The following is a 21,196-nucleotide window of genomic DNA, read 5'->3' on the forward strand; positions in this document are numbered from 1 at the left end:
GCCCCGCGGCCGGTTCCCGGCCCGTCGCCGGGTCCCGGCCGTCCCCGGCCCGCTCCCCGCCGTCGACGCGCCCTCGGCCCGCGCCAGGTGTCGCCTCGGACATCTCGATCAACTCTCCTTCGCGTGACGTCGGTCGAGGGCCCACGGGAGGTGGGCGCCATGACGGGCCCCGGTCCTGGCGGCGCCCTCGGGGGCGGTGTCACCGCGGGACGGGGCCAGCAGGTCCTCGAAGAGGCCGCGGGCCTCGATCATGGAGGCGCGCAGGTCCTCGGTGCTCGCGCGGTTCTCCGGCGCACCGTCCAGGGGGGCGTGCGCGGCGCGGTGGACGCGGCGGTAGCCGTGGACGTGGTGCCCGTGGTGCACGGACAGCGCGGCCAGCTGCTCCTCGTACTGGCCGTCGGCCGGGAACCCCCGGGCCCCGGCCAGCTCGGCGAGCAGCCGGTCCGCCTCGGCGACCGCCTCCCGCGGCGAGTCGACGAACCGCTCCTGCGCGGCCGTCCAGCGCGCCTCGAACCTCTCGCGCTCGGCCGGCTCCAACGACCTCTCCCGCAGGCCGCCGTGGCGTTCCACGCGCGCGGCGAGCTCTCGCTCGGCGGCTTTGGTGTCGCCGTCGTGCCGGGCCACGGTCCGGTCGTACTCCGGACCGAAGCGCCGCTTCAGGCTCCGCCCGCCGTGCCCGCCGCGGGCACGCGAGGTCAGCACGGCCGCCACCACGACGACGGCCGCCACAATCACGATCAAAGCGATGATCAGGCCTGTGGACATGGGCACCTTCCGGATCGGTCGGCCCAACTGGCCGGTTCTTCCATCGGGTTGCCCGGAAGATGATCGACAAACCGCCCGTCGGGGCGTGCGGCGGCGCGCAGCCCACCGCCCCGGATATCCGGTTGCGCGCCCGCCGGTCCCCCCACCGAGAATGCCGGCATGCCCCCCGCTCCCGCCCGTGCCTCCTCCCGCGCCTCCTCCCCCTGGACCGTGGCCCCGGAGCCGTACGACTCCCCCGCCGCCACCGCGCTCTGGCGGGCGTACTACACCGAGGTCAGCGACCGCTGGTACCTGCTGCACGAGGGGCACCGCACCGACCCCGACGAGCTGGAGCGGGAGATCGCCGCCCGCACGGGTGCCGAACTCGCCCCGCCCACCGGGAAGTTGCTGCTCGCCCGCTACGACGGCACCCCGGCCGGCACCGCGGGCGTACGGCTGGTGGACGCCTCCACCGCCGAGCTCACCCGGGTGTTCCTGCGCGAGGAGACGCGCGGCAGGGGCGGCGCCGCGCTGCTGGTCGCCGCCGCCGAGGACGCGGCCCGCGCGCTCGGCGCCCGGCGGATGGTCCTGGACACCCGCGGCGACCTCGTGGAGGCCCGCGCCCTGTACGCGCGGCTGGGCTACGCGGAGACCGAGCCGCACAACGACGGCCCGTACGCCGAACACTGGTTCAGCAAGCCCCTCACCCAGGGGACCTGAGGGTCCCGGGGGTCCCAGGGCCCCCGGGAGTTCCGGGAGTTCCGGGGTTCAGGCAGGCCGGATCACCGGCCGGCCGTCGTGCGGCCGTTCCTTCTCGGAGCCGCACAGCTCCCCGGTCAGCTCCTTCACCAGCTGTACCAGGTCGGTCGGCCGGTCGGGCCCCCACCAGTCGCCCAGCAGCTCCGCCAGCGACTCCTCCCGGGCGTGCGCGAGCCGCCCGGCGACCTCGCCGCCCGCCTCGGTCAGTACGAGATCCGGGCCCCGGCGCTCGGCGAGGCGCCGCTCCTCGACCTGGCGGGCGGCCTCGATGATCACGTGCAGCGGGAGGGAGGTCCGCTCGGCCAGCACACCGGGCTCCACCCAGCCGTACTTCTTGATCCGCAGCAGCAGCCAGCTCGCCGCGGGCCTGAGGTCGCAGCCCGCCCGCGCGGTGATCTCCTGGTAGATCTCGCGCCGCCCCTCGCGCGTGCCCAGCAGGGACAGCGCCCGGCACACCTCGTCGTACGAGGACCGCTCGACCGGGTTGGTCACGTAGGTCTCCGTGCCGTCGGGGGCCGTGACCGAGCCGCGCAGCCGGTCCTCCTTCAGGAACCAGGCCAGGACGAAGCCGAGCAGGGCGACCGGAGCGGCGTAGAGGAAGACGTCGGTGATGGCGGAGGCGTACGCGTGCAGGGCCGCCGGGCGCAGCGCGGGCGGCAGGGCGGCGATGCCCCGCGGGTCGGCCTTCAGCGTGTCCGCCGAGACCCCCGGCGGCAGACGGACGCCCGTGAAGGCGGCGGTCAGCGTGTCCCCGAGGCGGCTCGCGAAGACCGTGCCGAAGATGGCCACGCCGAAGGAGGCGCCGATGGAGCGGAAGAAGGTGGCGCCGGAGGTGGCGACGCCCAGGTCCTCGTAGCCGACGGCGTTCTGCACGATGAGGACGAGCACCTGCATGACCAGGCCGAGGCCCAGCCCGAAGACGAAGAAGCAGGCGCTCATCCGGGCCGTGGAGCTGTGCTCGTCGAGCCGGTGCAGCAGGAGCAGGCCGATGGTGGTGACGGCGGTGCCCAGGACGGGGAACACCTTCCAGCGGCCGGTGCGGCTGACGATCTGTCCGGAGCCGGTGGAGGCCAGCAGCATGCCGGCCACCATCGGCAGCATGTGCACACCGGACAGCGTCGGGGAGACGCCCCGCACGACCTGCAGGAAGGTCGGCAGGTAGGTCATCGCGCCGAACATGGCGAAGCCGACGACGAAGCTGATGACCGCGGAGAGGGAGAAGGTGCGGATGCCGAACAGCTTCAGCGGCAGCACCGGCTCGGCCGCCCTCCGCTCCACGGCCACGAAGGCGACCGCGAGGACGACGCCCAGCACCACCAGACCGATGATCTGCGGCGAGCCCCAGCGCCAGGTGGTGCCGCCGAGGGAGGCGACCAGCACCAGGCAGGTGGCGACCGAGGCGATGAGGAAGGTGCCCGGGTAGTCGATGACGTGCCGCTGCGCCCGGCGCGGGATGCGCAGGGCGGCCGCGATCACGGCGAGGGCGACGACACCGACGGGCAGGTTGACGTAGAACACCCAGCGCCAGCTCAGATGTTGGGTGAACACACCGCCGAGCAGCGGCCCGAGGACGCTGGTCGCGCCGAACACCGCGCCGAACAGGCCCTGGTAGCGGCCGCGTTCGCGGGGCGGGACGACATCGCCGACGATCGCCATGGACAGCACCATCAGCCCGCCGCCGCCCAGGCCCTGCAGCGCCCGGAACACGATCAGCTCGGGCATGTTCCGCGCCATGCCGCACAGCGCGGAACCGATCAGGAAGATCACGATCGCGGTCTGGAAGAGCTTCTTGCGTCCGTACTGGTCGCCGAGTTTGCCCCACAGCGGGGTCGCGGCGGTCGACGCCAGCAGATACGCCGTGACCACCCAGGACAGGTGGTCGAGCCCGCCGAGGTCACTGACGATGGTGGGCAGCGCGGTGGAGACGATGGTCTGGTCGAGCGCGGCCAGCAGCAGCCCGAGGAGCAGCGCGCCGATCGGGACGAGGACGTTGCCGGGCACGTGCTCGGGCCCGGCGGCGGGGCCGCCGGGCGAGGGCGGTGGCGCGGACGACGGCTCCGGCTCCCGCACCTCGCCGGTCGTCCCGCTCCCGCCATGCGCATCCCCGGCCATGAAGACCTCCCGAGGCTCTCGTGTCGGCTTCCATCGTCATCGGTGTGACCCGTTATGGCCCGTTGAGTCCTGCTGGACGCCGCCATTCCGGGGGCTTCGGGGAGATGACGTGCAGAAGATCTGCATAATCCTTGGAGTTCGCGAGGGAGGGGACCGACGCGTGGAAGAGCAGAAGGGGCACGTCTGCCCGGAGTGCGGGGCGCCCCGGGGCACGGACAACGCCCCGTCGTGCGCCTGCGGGAGCCGGGCGTCCGACGCGCTGCGCGACGCGCGGACGGCGGAGGCGGCGGCCGAGGACTTCGATCCGCTGCGGATACGGCCGTACGTGGAGATCGAGGAGGCGGAACGGGGCTCCGAGGACGAGGAGAACGCGCGGGCGCGACCCCGGGCGGAGCCGGAGGGCCCCGCCCCCACGGACGCCACGATGTCGCTGCGGGCCGTACCCGCCCCCGCGGACGCCACGATGCCGCTGCGGGCCGTGTCCGGGCTGCCCACCCCCCTGGCACCGCAGCGGGGCGGACCGAACGCGTCCGACCTCAGCCTGTTCGAGTCCGCGACCGCAGGGCCGTCCGTCGATGCCGGTGCCGGTGCCGAGGGGTCGCGGCCCGCCCGCCGCGGTGGCCGGCGCCGCCGTACCACGGTCGTGCTCGCCGGGTCCGCGACCGTGGTCGCGGTCGTGGCGGCGGCCGGGTTCACCAGTGCGCTGCTCTCCCACGACCCCCCGGAGCGGGACCGCGCGACGCGCTCCGTGCGGGAGAGCGTGCCGGACGCGTCGGCGGACAGCTCCGCGACGCCCTCGCCGACGGCCTCCGGGGCCTCGTCGGCACCGTCGGCCTCCGCGTCGGCGTCGGCGTCGGCGTCGGCGAGCGGGTCGCCGTCCGACGACGAGAGCGCCTCGCCGTCCCCCTCGTCGTCGGCCTCGGACACGGCGTCGCAGTCGCCGTCGGCGTCCGCCTCGCAGGCCGGGACCGTTCCGGGTGCCGCCGGGTCGGAGCAGTCCGAGCCGGCCCAGCCCACGACGACCCTCCGCGCCCCCGCGCCCCCGGATCCCGGCCCTGCTCTGCGCCCCGGCGACCGGGGCCCCGAGGTGACCGAACTCCAGCAGCGGCTGCGCCAGTTGCGCTTCTACAACGGCAGGCCGGACGGGTTCTACAACGGCCGGGTCGAGAAATCCGTACGCAGCTACCAGTGGGCCCGCGGCATCACCGCGGACGAGCCCGGCGTGTACGGCCCGGCGACGAGGGCGAGCCTGGAGTCGGAGACGAGGGCGTCCTGAGCGGGACGAGCGGGACCGGCTGCCGCTATGCCACGTGCAGCCGGATCGTCCCGTCGTCCGCGGCCCGCACCCGCACCCGGGTCAGGTCGCGCACCACCGCGTCCGGCTGATGGAACCCGGCGCGCGGACCGACGCCGATCACCCGCATCCCCGCGGCGCATCCCGCCGCGATCCCCACGCCGGAGTCCTCGAACACCACGCAGTCGGCGGGCGCGACACCGAGTTCGGCGGCGCCCTTCAGGAAGCCCTCGGGGTCGGGCTTGCTCGCCCCGACGGACTCGGCGGTGATGCGGACATCGGGCAGGGGCAGTCCGGCGGCGGCCATCCGGGCCGTGGACAGAGCCGCGTCGGCCGAGGTCACGAGCGCGTGCGGGAGCCCGCGCAGCCCGGCGAGGAACTCCGGCGCCCCGGGTACGGGAACCACGCCGTCCATGTCCGAGGTCTCCTCGGCGAGCATCCGCGCGTTCTCGGCGAGGTTCTGCTCCCTGGACCGGTTCGGCAGCAGCAGCGCCATCGAGGCGTGCCCCTGGCGTCCGTGCACGACCTTCATCACCTCGTCGCCGTCCAGCCCGTGCCGGTCGGCCCAGCGCCGCCAGACCCGCTCGACGACGGCATCCGAGTTGACGAGGGTGCCGTCCATGTCCAGCAGGAGGGCGCGGGCGGTGAACACGGCGGTGGCCGTCATCGGCAGCTCCAAGGCGCGGCGGGAGGACAAGGCGGCCCCGCCCGCTGGTCAGGGGGAACGGGCGGGAGCCACTTTGTTCCCTCACGGTACAAAACAATGCGGGAACCCGCCACCGCCCGCGCCTCCCGTTCGCCAGGGGTTCACCCCCCCGGCCACCGCCACCCCGGGGCGGCGGGTCGCCGGACCGGGGCGGCGGGTCGCCGGACCGGGGCGGCGGAGCCTCCCCGAACCCTGCCGCCCCGCCGGGACGGCCGCGCCTACGCCACCGCCTCCCACAGGCTCCACGCGCCGAGCGCCAGCATCAGCAGGGCCGCGATCCTGGTGATCAGGCCGAGCGGGACCCGCTTCATCAGGGCCTTGCCGCCCACGATGCCCAGGCCCGCGACCGACCAGAGGGCCAGGACCGCGCCCAGGCCGACCGAGAGGGGGTTGTCGTAACGGGCGGCGAGGTTGGCCGTCATGATCTGGGTGAGGTCGCCGAACTCGGCGACCAGGATGAGCATGAAGCCCGTCCCGGCGACCTTCCAGAAGGACTGGTCCTCGGGCCGGCGGATCTCCTCCTCACCGTCGCCCTTCTTCAGCAGCAGCATGGCCGCACCGCCGAGGAACAGCACGCCCGTCAGGGCCTGCACGATCCGCTGCGGCAGGAGCGTCAGGACGCTGCCGGCCGCCACGGCCAGTGTGACGTGCAGCAGGAACGCGGCGGCCACGCCGGCGAAGACGTACGAGGCGCGGTAGCGGGTACCGAGGACGAGCCCCGCGAGTGCCGTCTTGTCCGGCAGCTCCGCGAGGAAGACGACGCCGAAGGTGAGCGCCAGGACGCTGAGACTGATCACTGTCCCTCAATCGGTCGGGGCCACCCCACCGAGAGTGCTGCGATGTGAGCGAGGAGACGTCTCGGCAGGGCAGCGCACGGATGTCCACCCGTGCCGTGCGGCACGGGCGTGCACTGCTTGCCGAAGGTCTCGCCGGCCGACCCCGTCCACGACGCGGGTCCGCCTCCGGGCGCCGGCTCAGGCGGGCTGAGCAGTATGTCGACGGTCCGGCGAAGGGCTACTCCCCTTCCGCGCCGTCCATCGTACGCGACCGGAAGTTCACCCCTGAACCTTGTTATGTCATGCGCACGTCACTAACGTCTCACCGGACGTACGCCTCCCCGCAACGCGGCGTCGCGAGCATACCCATGCCCGCAGTCAACACCCCCACCCCACAAGGGAGTTCGCATGCCGAAGCTCTACGCGCGTCGACGGCTGAGCATACTCGCGGTCCTCACCGGCCTCCTGGCCTCCGCCGCGCTCTTCAACTCCCCCGCCGCCTCCGCCGCCCTCCCCACCCCCGTCAGCGCGGCCACCGCGCGCAGCTACCTCGCCTCCCTCACCGTGGCAGCCGAGAACCGCACCGGCTACAACCGCGACCTCTTCCCGCACTGGATCACCATCAGCGGCACCTGCAACACCCGCGAGACCGTTCTGAAGCGGGACGGCACGAACGTCGTCACCGACGCCGCCTGCGCGTCCACCAGCGGCAGCTGGTACTCCGTGTACGACGGCGTCACCCTGACCTCCGCCTCCGGCATCGACATCGATCACGTCATCCCGCTCGCCGAGGCCTGGGACTCCGGCGCGAGCAAGTGGACCACCGCCCAGCGCCAGGCGTTCGCCAACGACCTGACCCGCCCCCAGCTGATCGCCGTGTCGGCCAGCTCCAACCGGTCGAAGGGCGACAAGGACCCGGCGGAGTGGGTCCCGTCCCAGTCGTCGTACCGCTGCACCTACGCCCGCGCCTGGGTGCAGGTGAAGTACTACTACGACCTGTCGGTCGACTCGGCCGAGAAGAGCGCCCTGCAGGGCTACCTCGCCAGCTGCTGACCTCCGGGATCTCCCCGCCGGCCTCCGTCGTTCCGTACCGTACGGGGCGACGGAGGAAGGGACCGCGATGGCCGGACTGCGCCTGGGACCACTGCTGAGGTACGCCGACGGCACCTCCGCGACCGTCTGGGTCGAGACGAGCCGCCCGTGCACGGCCGAGGTGCGCTGCGCGGACGGCACCGGCGGAACCGCCCGCACCTTCCAGATCGAGGGCCACCACTACGCCCTCGTCCCGGTCACCGGCCTGACGCCCGGCACGTCACCGCCGTACGAGGTGCTGCTCGACGGCACGCGCGCGTGGCCGCCCCCGGACTCCCGCTTCCCGCCCTCCGTCATCCGCGTCCCCGCCGGCGGCGGGGACCTGCGCGTCGCCTTCGGCTCCTGCCGCTGGGCCGCCCCGCCGGCCGACGGCAAGGGCGCGATCGGCCCGGACGCGCTCGACACGCTGGCCGCGCGGATCGCCGCCGACCCCGAGGGCGAGCGCCCCGACGTCCTGCTCCTGCTCGGCGACCAGGTCTACGCCGACGAGACCTCCGAGGCGACCCGGCGCTGGATCTCCGCCCGCCGGGGCCTGGCCGACCCCCCGGGCGGGCAGGTCGCCGACTACGAGGAGTACACCCGGCTCTACCGCGAGTCCTGGCTCGACCCGGAGGTGCGCTGGCTGCTGTCCACCGTGCCCAGCTGCATGATCTTCGACGACCACGACGTCGTCGACGACTGGAACACCTCCGCCGCCTGGCTCGCCGACATGCGGGCCACCGGCTGGTGGCAGGAGCGGCTGCTCAGCGGACTGATGTCGTACTGGGTGCACCAGCACCTGGGCAACCTCTCCCCGGTCGAGCTGGCCGCCGACCCGGTCTACGCCGCCGTACGGGCCACCCCCGACGGCACCGACGCCCTGCGCGCCTTCGCCGCGCGGGCCGACCGCGATCCGGCGTCGGTCCGCTGGAGCTACCGGCGCGACTTCGGCCGGGTGCGGGTACTGATGGTGGACTCGCGGGCCGGCCGGGTGCTGCGGGAGGACAGCCGGGCGATGCTCGATCCGGAGGAGGCCGCGTGGCTGCGCGCACAGGCGCTGGAGGATCGGGACTCCTGCGACCACCTGCTCATCGGCACCTCACTGCCCTGGCTGCTTCCGCACCTCGTGCACGATCTGGAGGCCTGGGACGCGGCGCTGTGCCGGGGTGAGCGAGGTGTGCGCTGGGCGCGGTTCGGGGAGCGGCTGCGGCGGGGCGCCGACCTGGAGCACTGGGCGGCGTTCCCGGCGTCCTTCGCGGCGCTGGCCGAACTGGTCGCCGAGGCGGGATCCGGGCCGGGGGCGCCCGCGACCGTCCTCGTCCTGTCCGGTGACGTGCACCACGCGTACGTGGCCGAGCCGCGGTGGCCGTCGCGGTCCGTGGACGCGCGGGTGCTGCAGCTCACCTGCTCGCCCGTCCACAACTCCGTGCCCCTGTCGATCCGGCTCGGCTTCCGCTTCGGCTGGAGCGCGGCGGCACGTGCCCTGGGCCGCAGGTTCGCCCGGCACGGGCGGTGCGCCGAGCCGCCGGTCCGCTGGAGGCGGACGGGCGGGCCGTGGTTCGGCAACCAGCTGATGACGCTGACGCTGCGCGGGCGTTCGGCCCGGCTGCGACTGGAGCGGGCGCGGACGGCGGGGGACGGGCGGCCGCGGCTGGAGACGGTCGCGGAGTCCGAACCGGCCCCGTGACCGCGAGCAGGCCCGATGACCGCGAGCAGGCTCCATGACCGCAAGTCGGTCCCACGACCGAACGTATGACCCCCGGTGAAACTCCTGTCACACTCCCGGCGTACGCTGTATGGCTGTTGAGGCCGCTCCTGCCGCTCCCCCGCGACGTCGCGGCACGGTCGGCGGTCCACGGGGGATGACAGGGGGAGTCTTCGGTGCTGGAGAGTCTGGCGCGGGTGGGGTCGCTCACCGGCAGTCCATGGATCTATGTCGTGGTGGCCGCGTCCGTCCTGCTGGACGTGTTCCTGCCGGTGCTGCCCAGCGGCGTGCTGATCGTGACGGCCGCCACGGCGGCGGCCGCGGGCACGGGCGCGGCGACGGGACACGTCCCGCAGAACGTGCCGGACATCCTCGCGCTGATCCTGTGCGCGGCCACGGCGTCGGTGCTGGGCGACCTCTTCGCCTACCGGCTGGCCCGGCGCGGCGGCGAGCGGCTGGACCGCGCGATCTCGCGGTCGCGGCGGCTGAGCAGGGCGCAGGAGCGGCTCGGGGAGGCCCTGTCCCGGGGCGGCGGCACGCTGGTGATCCTCGCCCGCTTCGCCCCGGCCGGCCGCTCGGTGGTCTCCTTCAGCGCCGGCGCCACGCACCGCCGCGTCCGGGAGTTCCTCCCCTGGTCCGCCCTGGCCGGTCTGTCCTGGGCCGCCTACAGCGCGGCCCTCGGCTACTTCGGCACCCGGTGGCTGGGTGCGGCGTGGCTGGCCACAGGTGTGTCGGTGGCGGCGCTGTTCGCGGCGGGGGCGGGGGCGGCGTACCTGATGCGGCGCGCGCCGCAGCCGGCGGAGGCGTAGGGGAAGCCGCCGCGCCGGACGGTCACCCCGCCTCGCGCGCGGCCTGCCCCCGCACCTCCAGCCCCGCCAGCAACTCCCGCGTGGCCTGGGCGATCACGTCCACCGCGTGGTCGAACACCTCGCGGTTGTGCGCGGCCGGCGCCCGGAACCCCGAGACCTTCCGCACGAACTGCAGCGCGGCGGCCCGCACCTCTTCCTCCGTCGCCTCCTCGGGCAACGCGGGCGGACGCAGCGTCTTGATACTCCGGCACATGCCACCAGTCTCGGCACGCCCCGCACGCCCCGCAAGCACCCTCGGGCACGACGGCTCAATCCTCCAGGTCAACCCGCCAGTCGTTGGACGTGATCGGGTGGCCCTTCGGGTACTCGAAGTCGACCGGTCCGAGCAGCGTGAACCCGGCGCGGCGGCACACCGCGTTCGAGGCGGCGTGCTCCACCTTCGGGAACGCGTGCAGATACCGGTGCCCGCCGGCGGCCCGCGCCTCGGCCACGACGGCCCGCGCCGCCCGCACCGCCAGCCCCCGCCCCTGGAACGCGGGCGACACCGCCCACCCGGTCTCCCACACGGTCCCGCCGCGCCAGGCCTGCTCCCAGAACCCGATCGCCCCCACGGTCCCGCCGCCGTCCGCGAGCACCACCCGGTACATCCGCCCCGACTCCAGGCCGAGGTACCGCCGGTGTCGTGCGGCGAGCTGGTCCTCGCTCTCCGGACCGCCCAAGTGCGCTGTCATCTCGGGGCTGTTGTGCAGCCGCAGCAGCCAGAGGTCGTCCTCGCCCCACGGCTCCAGCCGCACCCGGTTCGCATCCGTGTCATCCATGGCGGCCACCGTAGGGCAGGGTACTGACAACGGGCGGCGGCGCACGGCGAACACCGTCCCGTGCCGTCGGAGTTCGAGCGGCGTGGACCGCTGAGGATCACGGACGCCGTGCCAGGAAGACGAACTCCCTTCCCGGCCGGTCAGGCGCGTCGCGCACTTCCTCCACCACATAGCCGTGCGCGGCCAGGTCCTCCTCCACCTCTTCCCGCTCCCGGAAACGCAACGTCGAATCCGACGTCAGCACCTGTCCGTCCGTGGCGAACACGTAGGTCCGACGGAACGTCACCAGAGGCCAACCCACCTCGACCAGCTGGACCCAGGTCTCGACGGAGCCGACGCCCGGGATCTCCGTCACACGGTGGGAGATCTCGCGGGTCCACTCCTCCCAGGCACGTCCGGCCGGATCCCGGGTCTCGAAGACCAGGTGCCCGCCGGGCCGCAGCGCCTCGTAGGCTCCCCGCAGCGTCCTCCGCCATGTCTGCGGATCGACGATCGCCTGGGCGACGTTCGCCGTCATCGTCGCGAGGTCGACCCGCAGGGGCGGCAGGGCCGTGGCATCACCACGGATCCAGCGCACCCGCTCACTGCCCGGTTTGGTCCGGGCGACGTCGAGGGACGCCCGGGCGGGATCGACGCCGACGACCTCGATCCCGCGGTCGGCCAGCAGGAGCGCGAACACACCTGTCCCGCAGCCGATGTCCAGCACTCGACTCGCCCCGAACTCCTCCGCCATCCGGACGTATGCGTCGAGATCGCCGCGATCGGGGTCGAGCGGGTCGTAGATCGCGGCGAGCCGTGGATGCCCGAAGCACTCGTCAGCCATGCCGCTGAACGTATGCGGAGCCGGGCCGCCGCCGGAAGACCGGGACCGGTGAACTCCTCGAACCGGTCCAGGACTTGCGGGCCGAGCCGGCAACCGTACGCTCGACGAGCGGCCGGGAACCCCGCTCCGTCCTACCCGATGAGGCCGAGCCAGTGGCGGTACACCGAGGCGAAGGGTTCGACGCCGTCACCATCGCGACGGACCGCCTCCAGCAACCACTCGCAGGTGTGCCGGGCCCTGCCGCTGACGCTGTCGGGACAGCCGTGGCGAACCCGGTGTTCGGCGAACTCGTCCTCGTCCTTGATGCGGGCCTCGCCGCCACGGGGCCGCACGACGTCGAGATCGAGGTCCACCCTGCGCAGGACGGTCCCGTCCGCATTCCACTCGGGCACCGTGCACACGTCGCAGTACATCTCGGGACCCGGGTCCACACAGAACGTGGCCGTCCACCACTCACCGCGCGGGACCGCCATCACGTACGCGAACCGGTTCGTCCAGCCGCCCGTGGCCGAAGCGACGGGAACACCTTGCGCCGTGCCCAACCACACGCCGTGCTCGTCCTCGCCGAGACGGGTGGCGTTCCACCGCGCGCTCAGGCTGCCGTCGTACTTCCGCACGTCGACCAGCACGGAGGTGCCCTCTGCGGTCATGCCGAGACGCCAGCCCGCCGGCGCCGACCCGGGAACCCCGCCCGACTCGTCGTCCTCCGCCGGTACAGGACAAACGTACTTCGAACGCGTGAACCCATCGAAGCAAGTCGCAACCCAAATTCGAACAGGCGTAGCATTGCCGCGTGGCTACACCCTACGACTTCCCGAGCGACCTCCTCGCCGGTCAGGAGGAGCTGCGTCAGGTCCGGGCCGAGCTGGCAGCCCTGTTCAAGCGGCTGCCCTGGTCGGTCGAGCCGCTGGACGGGTTCAGCGACGACACCGGCTGGCGCAAGGTGGAGCGGCCGGCCTCGCCGGGGTGGACGGCCGACGAGCAGGCCGAGGTCGAAAAGCTGCGGCGACGCGAGCACGAACTCGCGGTGTTCGTCACCACGCACCGCTACTGGTCCGAACTCACCGGCCCGGACGGCGTCGCCGCCCGCAGCCGCCTGAAGCACACCCACGGGGCCCAGCGGGACGAGGACGCCTGATGCGCGCGACGGGTTTGCGGGACAGTGCCCCTGACAAGGTAGGCTGTCGACTCGTCGCGGGTGCGTAGCTCAGTGGTAGAGCGCCTGCCTTACAAGCAGGATGTCGGCGGTTCGAAACCGTCCGCGCCCACCATATGCAGGACACGAACGAGGCCCAGGCCGACGGATGACACCGGCGGCCCGGGCCTTCGCCTTGTCCGGGGGCCGGTGCTGCGGGGGTTTTCCCCACCGTGGATCCGGTAGCGGGCCGGATTCAGTGGGCCGGTGCTTCTCCGTACGGTCGGGGCAGAGCCGCAGGAGCTCGCCGTCCGCGTTCCAGGGGGAGATCGCCGTGTCCCGTACCGTTCCCGCCCGCGTCGCCGCCCTCGGCGGTGCCGTCGTGGTTCTGCTCGCCACGGTCACCGGCTGTGGGGGCTCCGCGGAGGACGACAAGGATCCCGAGCACCGTACCTTCGCCCTGCGCGGACACACGCTGACCGTCGACTCCGGCGACTCGGCGCTGGAGATCGTCGCCGCCGACGCGTACGAGGCGGGGAGTGTCCGGGTCACGCGGTGGTTCAAGGGATCGGTGCTGGTGGGCCAGGATCCCCGGGTGACCTGGGAGATGAAGGACGACGACCGGCTGGTGCTGCGGATGAAGTGTTCCGGGTTCGTCGCCGACTGCTCCGCCAAGCACCGCGTCGAGGTCCCGCGCGGGATCGCCGTGAAGGTCGAGGCCGACGACGGCAGCGTGCGGGCGCGTGGGTTCAGGGACGCGCTGAGCATTCGTACGGACGACGGGTCCGTGCACGTCACCGACACCACCGGGCCGCTGGAGCTGAGGGCCGACGACGGCTCGGTGCGGGCGGAGGTGTCCTCGCGGCGGGTGCGGGCCGGCACCGACGACGGGTCGGTCCGCCTGGAACTGGGCGCCGTGCCGGACCGGGTGGACGCGAGTTCCGGCGACGGCTCCGTCGGCATCACGCTGCCGCACGCCGCGTACCGGGTGACGGCGAGGAGCGGCGACGGCTCCGTGGACGTGTCCGTGCCGCGTGACGACTCCAGCCCCCACGTGGTGTCCGCGACCACCGACGACGGAAGCATCACAGTTCGTACGGCGGGCTGACCGGCTCGTGTGTTCGTCGTCCACGGGTGGGACAATGGCCCCACGGACGGCGGATCACAGCACGGGAGAGGGATGTGGCGGCCACACCGGCGACACCTGCACCACCGCACTCGCCGTATGCGCGGCCCCGGCCCCGGAGCGCCTGCCCGGCCCCGCCCCCGGCCTCTCCTTCGGCCTCTTCCCCGGTCACGGCCGTCCGGGACGTCCTCGTCCTGGTGGGCCTGCCCGTGCTCGCCGCGCTCGCGCTGCCCGCCGCCTTCGCCGGCGGCGGCACCCGGCGCTGGTTCGGCGGGCGGGCCGAGACCCAGCGGGCCGAGGCGCAGGCCGCCAAGGACGCCGCCGCGGCCGCCTTCTACGAGCTGGACACCGCCCAGCGCGACCTGCGGATCTCCATCGAGACGATCACGGCCGTCGACGACTCCCCCGCCGCCCGCCGCGCGGTCGCGGACTTCGAGGCGCTCGGGCAGCGCATCGACGAGGCCAGCCGGCGTTACATCGAGGCCGTCGACGCGCAGGACCTGGACCGGGACGACCTGGAGGCCTCCGTCGCCTCCCGGGCGCGTGTGGACCTGACCTATGCCAAGAACGAGCTGTACGGCGTCAAGCGGGAGCTGGATCGTTTCGCCGACGGTCTCGGGCCGCTGCTCGGCAAGGCCGAGACCCAACTGGCCCGCGTGGCCCCCGGGGTGGAGCGCGCCCGGCAGGCGCTGAGCGCCGCCGCCGGCGCGCTGGACAGCGCGCGGGGCTCGGGGCTCGGGGCGGACGACCTGGCCGCCCGGCTCGCCGCGCTCGCCCCCGAGCTGACCAGACTGAACCAGGGCGCGGGGCAGCACGGTGTGCAGCAGACACTGGAGCGTGCCGAGCGGGTGGCGCGGGAGGCCGAGGCGATCCGGGCGGAGGCCGTACGGCTGCCGGAGAGGGCCGCCGAGATCGACCGCCGGCTGGTGTCGCTGCGTACCCGCGCGCAGGCGCTGAGCACGCGCGCCGGGCAGGTGGAGCCGGTGCTCAGCGAGTTGCGGCGGCGGTTCACGGCCGCCTGCTGGCAGGACCTGCAGCCGGTGCCGGAGCAGGCCGCCGACAACGTCCGGCAGGCGGAGCTGAGGCTGAAGGACGCGCAGGCCGCGCGGGAGGCCCAGCGTTGGCCGGACGCGACCGCGCTGCTGTCGACGGTGCGGGCGCTGCTGAACACCACCGACGAGGCGGTCTCGGCGGCCGGGGACCGGCTGCGGCGGCTGAACGAGGTGCAGAAGGATCCGCAGGCGGAGATCGAGCGGACCCGGTTCGCGGTCCGGGACGCGCAGCGGCTGGCCATGGCGGACCGTACGACGCCGGATCCGCGGCACGCCCGTCCGCTGGACGATTCGGTGGCCCGGCTGGAGCGCGCGGTCGCCGCGCTGGAGGGCCGTCATCCGGACTACTGGCACTTCCTGACGGAGACCGAGGCGATCCGGCGGACGGTCGCCGACGTGGTCGCCCTGATCCGCGAGGAGCGGGGAGCCGGCCGCTGAGGGCCCGCTCCCCGCTCCCACGGGGTGTCCGCCGCACCCGGGCGGGTGCGGTGGGCGTGTCAGGTGCGGTAGGCGTAGTAGTACGCGTTCGGGTAGGACGCGATGATGCTCGCCACCGACCGGTTGTAGGTGTTGGTGGAGTGGTACGACAGGTACGGCACGCCCTGCGGGCTGCGGTAGCTGACGATCATGGTGTGGTCCTTGGACCCGTCCCGGTTGAAGTCCACCTGCAGCACGTCACCGACGTCCATCTGGTAGACGTTGGCGAGGCCGGTGACGCGCTGGGAGGACAGGGCGAACCAGGAGAACTCGTTCACGCCGATGAACGAGTGCGACTGGATCTCGGAGTTGCCGAACCACTTGGTGTGGTCGTACACGTAGCCCGGGACGTGCTTCCAGCCGCCCGCCTTCAGGGCCTGGCTGACGAAGTTGGTGCAGTCGCCGCCGGCGCCCGCCCCGTCGAAGCTCGGGTAGTCCTTGTTGTAGTTGCTCCAGTGCTTCGCCGCGTAGTCCGCCATGGCCTTGTAGTCGTAGCCGGAGGCGGAGAAGTTCTTCGGTGCGGCGGGCGGGTTCGTGGTGGTGGCCGAGCGGGTCGCCGCCGGCGGGTTGCCGCTGTTGGCGACGGTGGGCGCCGTGGTGGACGGGACCGGGGCCGGGGCCGTGGTCGACGGAACCGGGGCCGTGGTCGACGGGACCGGAGCCGTGGTCGACGGGACCGGAGCCGTGGTCGGCGCCTTGGTCGTCGGGACCGGGCTGGGCGCCTTGGTCGTCGGGACCGGGCTGGGCGCCTTGGTCGTCGGGATCGAGCTGGGCGCCTTGGTCGTCGGGACCGGGCTGGGCGCCTTGGTCGTCGGGATCGAGCTGGGCGCCTTGGTCGCCGGCGTGGCCGTGGGCGCCTTGGTCGACGGGGGCGCGGGGGGCTTCGGGACGACCGGCGGCTTGCGGACCTGGTTGACCGCTACGCCGTCGTCGGTGCCGTGGATGCCGGTCAGCTGCCAGTTGCCCTTGCTGTCGGCCTGGAACGTCAGTTCGTGGTGGGCCTGGAAGCCGGTGGTCTTCGGCTCGTTGCCGCGGATCTTGCGGTAGGTCAGGGTCGTGGTCTCGGTGACGGCGACCTTGGCCTGACGGCCCTTCACCTGCGTGGCGTCCAGCGTGACGTTGGTCCTCGCCCCGCTGTACTTCTCGCCCAGCTTGGCGAGGACCGCCTTGCGGCCGCGCAGCTGGGTCAGCGCGGTGTTCTCCTCGCGCGACTGCGTGCCGGACAGGCGGACCTTGCCGGAGAAGCCGGACGTCAGCCGGTGGTGCTTGCTGCCGTGCTTGCCCGCCGAGCTGTCGTCCACCAGGGCCTGCGTGCGGTCGGTGAAGACCGCGTCGGCCAGTTTCTGGAAGGTCGCCTTGGTGGCCGCGTCCACCGTCGGGTCGTTGGTGACGGCGGCGCCCGCGCTCCAGTTGGGCACCAGGGCCACGCCGGCGACCACCGAGGCGGCCGCCGCCGAGACTATGGTGACGCGGCGCCGCTTACGGCTCAGTTTTCTTGATTTCAATGATGTTCCCCTCTACGCCGGTACGCCTACCGGGCGACGGCATCTTCGCATGCCGTGTGTGACTCTCGTGAAGGGGGTGGCACTGAGCCAACCCCTGGGACACGGAACTCATTTGACGACCGATGACCAGTCGGGCGACTGGGCCGGGTCGAGGGAGCGCAGCTGTTGCAGCGTCTCCGGCTTCTGGACGTCCAGCCAGTCGGTGAGCTCCCTGAACGACACGCACTTGACGTCCTTCTTGGTGCAGATGTTCTTGATGATCCGCTCGACGGCCCTCATGTAGATGCCGCCGTTCCAGTCCTCGAAGTGGTTGCCGATGAACAGCGGCGCCCGGCTGCCGTAGTAGACCCGGTTGAAGCCGGCCATGTAGGTGTCGACGGTCTGCTGCTCCCACTCCGGGTGCTTGGCCGGGTCGCCCTGGGTCTCGCCGTTCGACTGGTTGTAGAGGAAGTTGAAGTCCATGGACAGGCCCTGGTACTTGCCGTCCTCGTACGGGAGCATCTGCAGCGGGAAGTCCCAGATGCCGTCCTTCTTGGTCGGCCAGATCTGGAAGTCGCCGGGAGAACTGGCGTCGTAGCGCCAGCCGTAGTCCTTGGCGGCCTTCAGCAGGTTGGGCTGGCCCTCCAGGCAGGGCGCGCGGCCGCCGGTGATCTCCTTGCGGACGTCGAAGGGCAGCGGCGGGACGTCGGTGAAGCCGGTGTTGGTCTTCCACTTCTCGACGAAGGAGTAGAACTGGTCGATCTCGCTCTTCCACTCCTCCACGCTCCAGTCGCCGCCGCCCTTGACTCCGCAGAAGTGGCCGTTGAAGTGGGTGCCGATCTCGTGGCCCTGTTCGTAGGCGAGGCGCAGCTGCTGCAGGGTGTCGCGGATGTGCTCGTCGGTGGCGTAGTCGATGGCGGCGGCGCCCGGCTTGTGCTGCGGCGGTTGGTAGAGGTGCTGCTTGGACTTGGGGAGGATGTAGACGCCCGTGAGGAAGAAGGTCATGTGGGCGTCGTACTCCTCGGCCAGTTTCCGGAAGTGCGAGAACAGGTAGTCGTCGCCCTCCAGGGCGCCGTCCCAGGAGAAGACGACGAACTGGGGCGGCTTCTCACCGGGCTTGAGCGGCTCGGGCTTCAGCACGCCCTTCTGCGGTCCGGTGTAGGAGGTGGAGCCGTCCCCGAGGACCTGGACCTTGCCGTCCCACTCGGGCTCCTGGCTCGGCTTGGCCGGGGGCGCCTTGGGGCCGGCACCGTTCCTGGAACCGTTCTTGGCGCCGGTGGACGCGATCGGTGCGGTGGAGTCGGGGCGGGTCAGGGCCAGGAAGCCCGCCACCACCGAGGCGACGACCAGCAGGGCGGCCAGGGTCAGGAACTCGGGGCGGGTGCTGCGGCGGCCCGCACGGGCCTTGCGACGGCGGCCGGTTGACTTCATGGACGGCTCATTCTGCGAGGGGGGTTCGGTGGGGGGCGGGAGCGGCCTGGTGGCCGGGGATCAGCCGAGTGGGCTCATGGCACCGGCCCAGATGGTGTAGGCGGCACTGTCGTCGGGCGTTCCGGCGACTCCCTCCAGCGGCAGCGGTTCGAGGCTCTTGGCCAGGTCCATGCGGTAGACGACGACGGCTGTGGACACCGACTTGGCGGTGCCGACGTACCAGGAGGCGGTGTCGTCCTCGGTGGTGCCGGCCTTGCCCGCCACCACGGCCTCGGCGGGTGCCTCGGTGGGGTGGGCGGTGCGGAAGGCGTCGCCGAGCGCCTGGGTGACCTCCTCGGCCACGCGCGGGCTCACCGCGCGTCGCGTGGCCGGGGTGTCGAGCTTCACGGAGGAGCCGTTGCGGGTGATGCGGCGCACCGAGTACGGCTCGGTGTGCGTGCCGCGGGCGGCGAAGGTGGCGTAGCCGCCGGCCATGCGGATCGCGCTCGGGGTGGAGTTGCCCAGGGACAGGGCGGGCACCTGCGGACCCATGCTGGAGGGGAGCAGTCCGGCCGCCAGGGCGGTCTGCTTCACCTTGTCCAGGCCGGTGTCCATGCCGAGTTGCATGAACGGCGTGTTGACGGACTCCGCGAGTGCCGTGCGCAGGGAGATCTGTCCCCAGGACTTCCCGTCGTCGTTGCGGGCGGACACCTTGCGGCCGCTGCGGTCCCAGTAGGGGCCTTCGGGGGTGGTGACGGGCACGTCGTCGTCGCCGTTGTAGAGGGTCTGCGGGGTGACCTGTTCCCTCGGGGCGTCGCGCTGTTTGACGACGCCGTGCTCGAGTCCGGCGGCGTAGACGAACGGCAGGAAGGCCGAACCGGCGGGCACGGTGGTGGCGTTGGACTCGTTGTAGCCCTGCTTGCGGTGGTCGGGGCCGCCGTGCACGGCGAGGATGCGGCCGTCGGCGGCGACGGAGGCGGCGCCGTAGTGCACGGTTCCGGCCGGGCCGGGGGTGGCCTTCTGCGCCTCCTTGCGGGCCTCGGTGACCGCGTCGGTGAGTTTGGCCTCCCGCTTGCGGTCGAAGGTCGTGTAGATCTGGTAGCCGCCCAGGTCGAACTCCTGGTCGGAGAGGTGCGCGGCCTTCTTGGCGTACTGCGACGCCAGTTCGACCAGGTAGTCGGTCTGCTGGCCGGTGTCGTAGAGCGGGTTGCGCTTGAGCGGCTCGGGGAAGGTCCGGTACTTGTCGCGTTCGGCCTTCGACAGCTTGCCGATCCTGACCATGCGGTCCAGGGTCCACTCCCAGCGCTCCACCGCGCGCCGGTGGTTGGCCTGGCTGAGGGTGGGGTCGTACAGGCCGGCGCCCTTGAGCAGGGAGGCGAGGAAGGCGGCCTCGCTCGCGTTCAGGTCGCCGACGTCCTTGCCGTAGTAGGCCTGGGCGGCGCGCTGGATGCCGTAGGTGCCGCGGCCGAACCAGCTGGTGTTGAGGTAGCCCTCGAGGATCTTGTCCTTGCTCATCTGGTTGTCGAGCTTGAGCGAGATCATCGCCTCGGTGAACTTGCGGCTGACGGTCTGGTCCTGCGACAGGTAGACGTTCTTGACGTACTGCTGGGTGATGGTGGAGCCGCCCTGGGTGTCGCCCTGGCCGACCGTGCGCAGCAGGGCGCGGGTGATGCCCGTGAAGGAGATGCCGGGGTCGCTGTAGAAGCTCTCGTTCTCGGCCGCGAGCACCGCCCAGCGGACGTCCTGGGGGATGTCCTTCAGCGGCATGGCCTGCCGCTGCACCCATCCGGTACGGGCCATGGGGGTGCCGTCGGACCAGAAGTAGACGTTGTCCTGCTGGGTGGCGTAGGTGTTCAGGTTCTGCGGGATGTCGGTCGCGGCGTAGGCGACGGCGAGGAAGGCCCCGGTCAGGCCGAAGGCCGCGAGCGCGGCGCCGAGCCACTGCCGCCAGGAGGGCAGCCAGCGGCGCCAGCCGGTGCGGCCCGGGCGCGGGTAGACCGGTTTGAGCTTGCGGGCGTACGGCGCGGCCACCGCGACGAGGGGGGCCAGGCGCCGGGTGAGCGGGGCGAGGGTGGGGCTGGAGCGCGGCTTGCGGCGGTCGGCGCGCCGGGTGGCCGGGTCGGCGGAGGGGGCGGTGGGATCGGACGGGTCGGGCGGATTGGGAGAGTTGGGCGTGAACGCACGCAACTGCATGGTTTCATGCGGTTGCTGTTCGGCCGCGTTCTGTTTCCGGAGGGTTTCGACGTTCAACTGCATGGTCTCGTCAGGCCGTTGTTGTTCAGCCGTGTTCTGTTTCCGGAGGGTGTCGACCTTCAACTGCATGGTCTCGTCAGGCCGTTGTTGTTCGGCCGCGTTCTGTTCCCGGAGGGTGTCGACCTTCAACTGCATGGTCTCGTCCGGTTTGCGCAGTGCGTCGACCTTCAGCTGGATCGTTTCGTCCGCACGGCGGCCCTCCTCCCTCGGAAGGCCTTCCCCCTGTCCTGCTTCGGTCACGACCGCGTCTCCCTCCGCACTCCGTGTTGCTCGCGCGGGTCGACACAGCTACCGCAACTGCGGCTGCCGTCCCCGTAGTTCGCAGCCGCTACGCGGCCCTCGCGGCAGTACAAAATTATCAGCCGTCTTTTCAAAACCTCCGCACAAGATCTGGACAGAAACCGCGACATAAGAAACAGACAGTTCTGTGCGTCCGGTCACTCCCGGATAACCTGGACGCATGCCTCGTTACGAGTACCGCTGCCGGAGCTGCGGCGACACCTTCGAACTGAGCCGTCCCATGGCGGAGTCGTCCGCCCCGGCGACCTGCCCCGCCGGGCACGGGGACACGGTCAAGCTGCTGTCCACGGTCGCGGTGGGAGGCTCGGCCGCGGCGCCGGCACCGGCGCCGCGGACCGGCTC

General features: G+C 72.4%; 20 protein-coding genes and 1 tRNA gene. 10 read left to right on the forward strand and 11 right to left on the reverse strand.

All coding sequences use genetic code 11. The annotated features are described in order from the left end of the window. Nucleotides 1-108: 108 nt before the first annotated feature. A complete protein-coding gene (locus RH94_RS32415; RefSeq protein ID WP_073951902.1) occupies nucleotides 109-765 on the reverse strand; it encodes a hypothetical protein in 657 nt (218 codons plus the stop codon). A gap of 159 nt (nucleotides 766-924) precedes the next feature. Between RH94_RS32415 and RH94_RS32420 the strand changes: the two genes are divergently transcribed. After that, nucleotides 925-1,464 carry a GNAT family N-acetyltransferase gene (locus tag RH94_RS32420; RefSeq protein ID WP_073951903.1) on the forward strand — a complete coding sequence of 180 codons (540 nt, stop codon included), beginning with the start codon at nucleotides 925-927 and terminating at the stop codon, nucleotides 1,462-1,464. A gap of 48 nt (nucleotides 1,465-1,512) precedes the next feature. Here the strand turns inward: RH94_RS32420 and RH94_RS32425 are convergent, their stop codons facing one another. Next, a complete protein-coding gene (locus RH94_RS32425) occupies nucleotides 1,513-3,615 on the reverse strand; it encodes an MDR family MFS transporter (protein WP_079189278.1) in 2,103 nt (700 codons plus the stop codon). 160 nt (nucleotides 3,616-3,775) lie between these two features. Between RH94_RS32425 and RH94_RS32430 the strand changes: the two genes are divergently transcribed. Next, the gene (locus RH94_RS32430) at nucleotides 3,776-4,891 is read left to right on the forward strand and encodes a peptidoglycan-binding domain-containing protein (RefSeq protein ID WP_073951904.1); all 1,116 of its coding nucleotides are present in this window, start codon (nucleotides 3,776-3,778) and stop codon (nucleotides 4,889-4,891) included. 25 nt (nucleotides 4,892-4,916) lie between these two features. Here the strand turns inward: RH94_RS32430 and RH94_RS32435 are convergent, their stop codons facing one another. Both RH94_RS32435 and RH94_RS32440 read right to left on the reverse strand, forming a co-directional pair. Beyond that, nucleotides 4,917-5,576 carry an HAD family hydrolase gene (locus tag RH94_RS32435; RefSeq protein WP_073951905.1) on the reverse strand — a complete coding sequence of 220 codons (660 nt, stop codon included), beginning with the start codon at nucleotides 5,574-5,576 and terminating at the stop codon, nucleotides 4,917-4,919. Between the two features lie 257 nt (nucleotides 5,577-5,833). After that, complete coding sequence (locus RH94_RS32440) at nucleotides 5,834-6,412, reverse strand: TMEM165/GDT1 family protein (RefSeq protein WP_073951906.1); 579 nt, start codon at nucleotides 6,410-6,412, stop codon at nucleotides 5,834-5,836. 387 nt (nucleotides 6,413-6,799) lie between these two features. Here RH94_RS32440 and RH94_RS32445 point away from each other — a divergent pair, with 387 nt between their 5' ends. The 3 genes from RH94_RS32445 (at nucleotide 6,800) to RH94_RS32455 (ending at nucleotide 9,976) form a co-directional block, all read left to right on the forward strand. Next, nucleotides 6,800-7,444 (forward strand): HNH endonuclease family protein, encoded by a 645-nt coding sequence (locus RH94_RS32445; RefSeq protein WP_073951907.1) that lies wholly within the window; start codon nucleotides 6,800-6,802, stop codon nucleotides 7,442-7,444. Between the two features lie 67 nt (nucleotides 7,445-7,511). Further along, the gene (locus RH94_RS32450; RefSeq protein ID WP_073951908.1) at nucleotides 7,512-9,149 is read left to right on the forward strand and encodes an alkaline phosphatase D family protein; all 1,638 of its coding nucleotides are present in this window, start codon (nucleotides 7,512-7,514) and stop codon (nucleotides 9,147-9,149) included. A gap of 194 nt (nucleotides 9,150-9,343) precedes the next feature. Beyond that, nucleotides 9,344-9,976, forward strand: coding sequence for a DedA family protein (locus RH94_RS32455; RefSeq protein WP_073951909.1), 633 nt, complete (start codon nucleotides 9,344-9,346; stop codon nucleotides 9,974-9,976). A 22-nt stretch (nucleotides 9,977-9,998) separates the two neighbouring features. Here the strand turns inward: RH94_RS32455 and RH94_RS32460 are convergent, their stop codons facing one another. The 4 genes from RH94_RS32460 to RH94_RS32475 all read right to left on the reverse strand — a co-directional run bounded on the left by RH94_RS32460 (nucleotide 9,999) and on the right by RH94_RS32475 (nucleotide 12,267). After that, nucleotides 9,999-10,229 (reverse strand): DUF2277 domain-containing protein, encoded by a 231-nt coding sequence (locus tag RH94_RS32460; RefSeq protein WP_073951910.1) that lies wholly within the window; start codon nucleotides 10,227-10,229, stop codon nucleotides 9,999-10,001. A 55-nt stretch (nucleotides 10,230-10,284) separates the two neighbouring features. Then, nucleotides 10,285-10,794, reverse strand: a complete 510-nt coding sequence (locus RH94_RS32465) for a GNAT family N-acetyltransferase (RefSeq protein ID WP_079189280.1) — start codon at nucleotides 10,792-10,794, stop codon at nucleotides 10,285-10,287. Nucleotides 10,795-10,891: 97 nt separating this feature from the next. Beyond that, the gene (locus tag RH94_RS32470) at nucleotides 10,892-11,617 is read right to left on the reverse strand and encodes a class I SAM-dependent methyltransferase (RefSeq protein ID WP_073951911.1); all 726 of its coding nucleotides are present in this window, start codon (nucleotides 11,615-11,617) and stop codon (nucleotides 10,892-10,894) included. A gap of 131 nt (nucleotides 11,618-11,748) precedes the next feature. After that, a complete protein-coding gene (locus RH94_RS32475) occupies nucleotides 11,749-12,267 on the reverse strand; it encodes a DUF402 domain-containing protein (RefSeq protein ID WP_073951912.1) in 519 nt (172 codons plus the stop codon). Nucleotides 12,268-12,410: 143 nt separating this feature from the next. Here RH94_RS32475 and RH94_RS32480 point away from each other — a divergent pair, with 143 nt between their 5' ends. From RH94_RS32480 to RH94_RS32495, 4 genes are all read left to right on the forward strand, one after another. Then, the gene (locus RH94_RS32480) at nucleotides 12,411-12,755 is read left to right on the forward strand and encodes a hypothetical protein (RefSeq protein WP_073951913.1); all 345 of its coding nucleotides are present in this window, start codon (nucleotides 12,411-12,413) and stop codon (nucleotides 12,753-12,755) included. Nucleotides 12,756-12,813: 58 nt separating this feature from the next. Next, nucleotides 12,814-12,888: transfer RNA gene (locus RH94_RS32485), tRNA-Val, on the forward strand. A gap of 198 nt (nucleotides 12,889-13,086) precedes the next feature. Beyond that, entirely contained in the window at nucleotides 13,087-13,860 is a 774-nt protein-coding gene (locus RH94_RS32490; protein WP_073951914.1) for a DUF4097 family beta strand repeat-containing protein, read from the forward strand. A gap of 212 nt (nucleotides 13,861-14,072) precedes the next feature. Continuing rightward, nucleotides 14,073-15,368: a hypothetical protein gene (locus tag RH94_RS32495; RefSeq protein ID WP_234426198.1), complete on the forward strand. Its 1,296-nt coding sequence runs from the start codon at nucleotides 14,073-14,075 to the stop codon at nucleotides 15,366-15,368. Nucleotides 15,369-15,427: 59 nt separating this feature from the next. Here RH94_RS32495 and RH94_RS45210 read toward each other — a convergent pair whose 3' ends face one another. The 3 genes from RH94_RS45210 to RH94_RS32515 all read right to left on the reverse strand — a co-directional run bounded on the left by RH94_RS45210 (nucleotide 15,428) and on the right by RH94_RS32515 (nucleotide 20,731). Then, nucleotides 15,428-16,912, reverse strand: coding sequence for an amidase domain-containing protein (locus RH94_RS45210; protein WP_234426187.1), 1,485 nt, complete (start codon nucleotides 16,910-16,912; stop codon nucleotides 15,428-15,430). Nucleotides 16,913-17,020: 108 nt separating this feature from the next. After that, complete coding sequence (locus RH94_RS32510; protein WP_073951916.1) at nucleotides 17,021-18,322, reverse strand: polysaccharide deacetylase family protein; 1,302 nt, start codon at nucleotides 18,320-18,322, stop codon at nucleotides 17,021-17,023. 60 nt (nucleotides 18,323-18,382) lie between these two features. Further along, a complete protein-coding gene (locus RH94_RS32515) occupies nucleotides 18,383-20,731 on the reverse strand; it encodes a transglycosylase domain-containing protein (protein ID WP_407697391.1) in 2,349 nt (782 codons plus the stop codon). A 283-nt stretch (nucleotides 20,732-21,014) separates the two neighbouring features. Here RH94_RS32515 and RH94_RS32520 point away from each other — a divergent pair. After that, nucleotides 21,015-21,196, forward strand: a 182-nt coding sequence (locus RH94_RS32520) for an FmdB family zinc ribbon protein (RefSeq protein ID WP_073951917.1), incomplete at its 3' end; no start/stop codon positions are given.

The sequence above is a fragment of the Streptomyces kebangsaanensis genome, from assembly GCF_001906585.1.
GTDB classification, from domain to species: domain Bacteria; phylum Actinomycetota; class Actinomycetes; order Streptomycetales; family Streptomycetaceae; genus Streptomyces; species Streptomyces kebangsaanensis.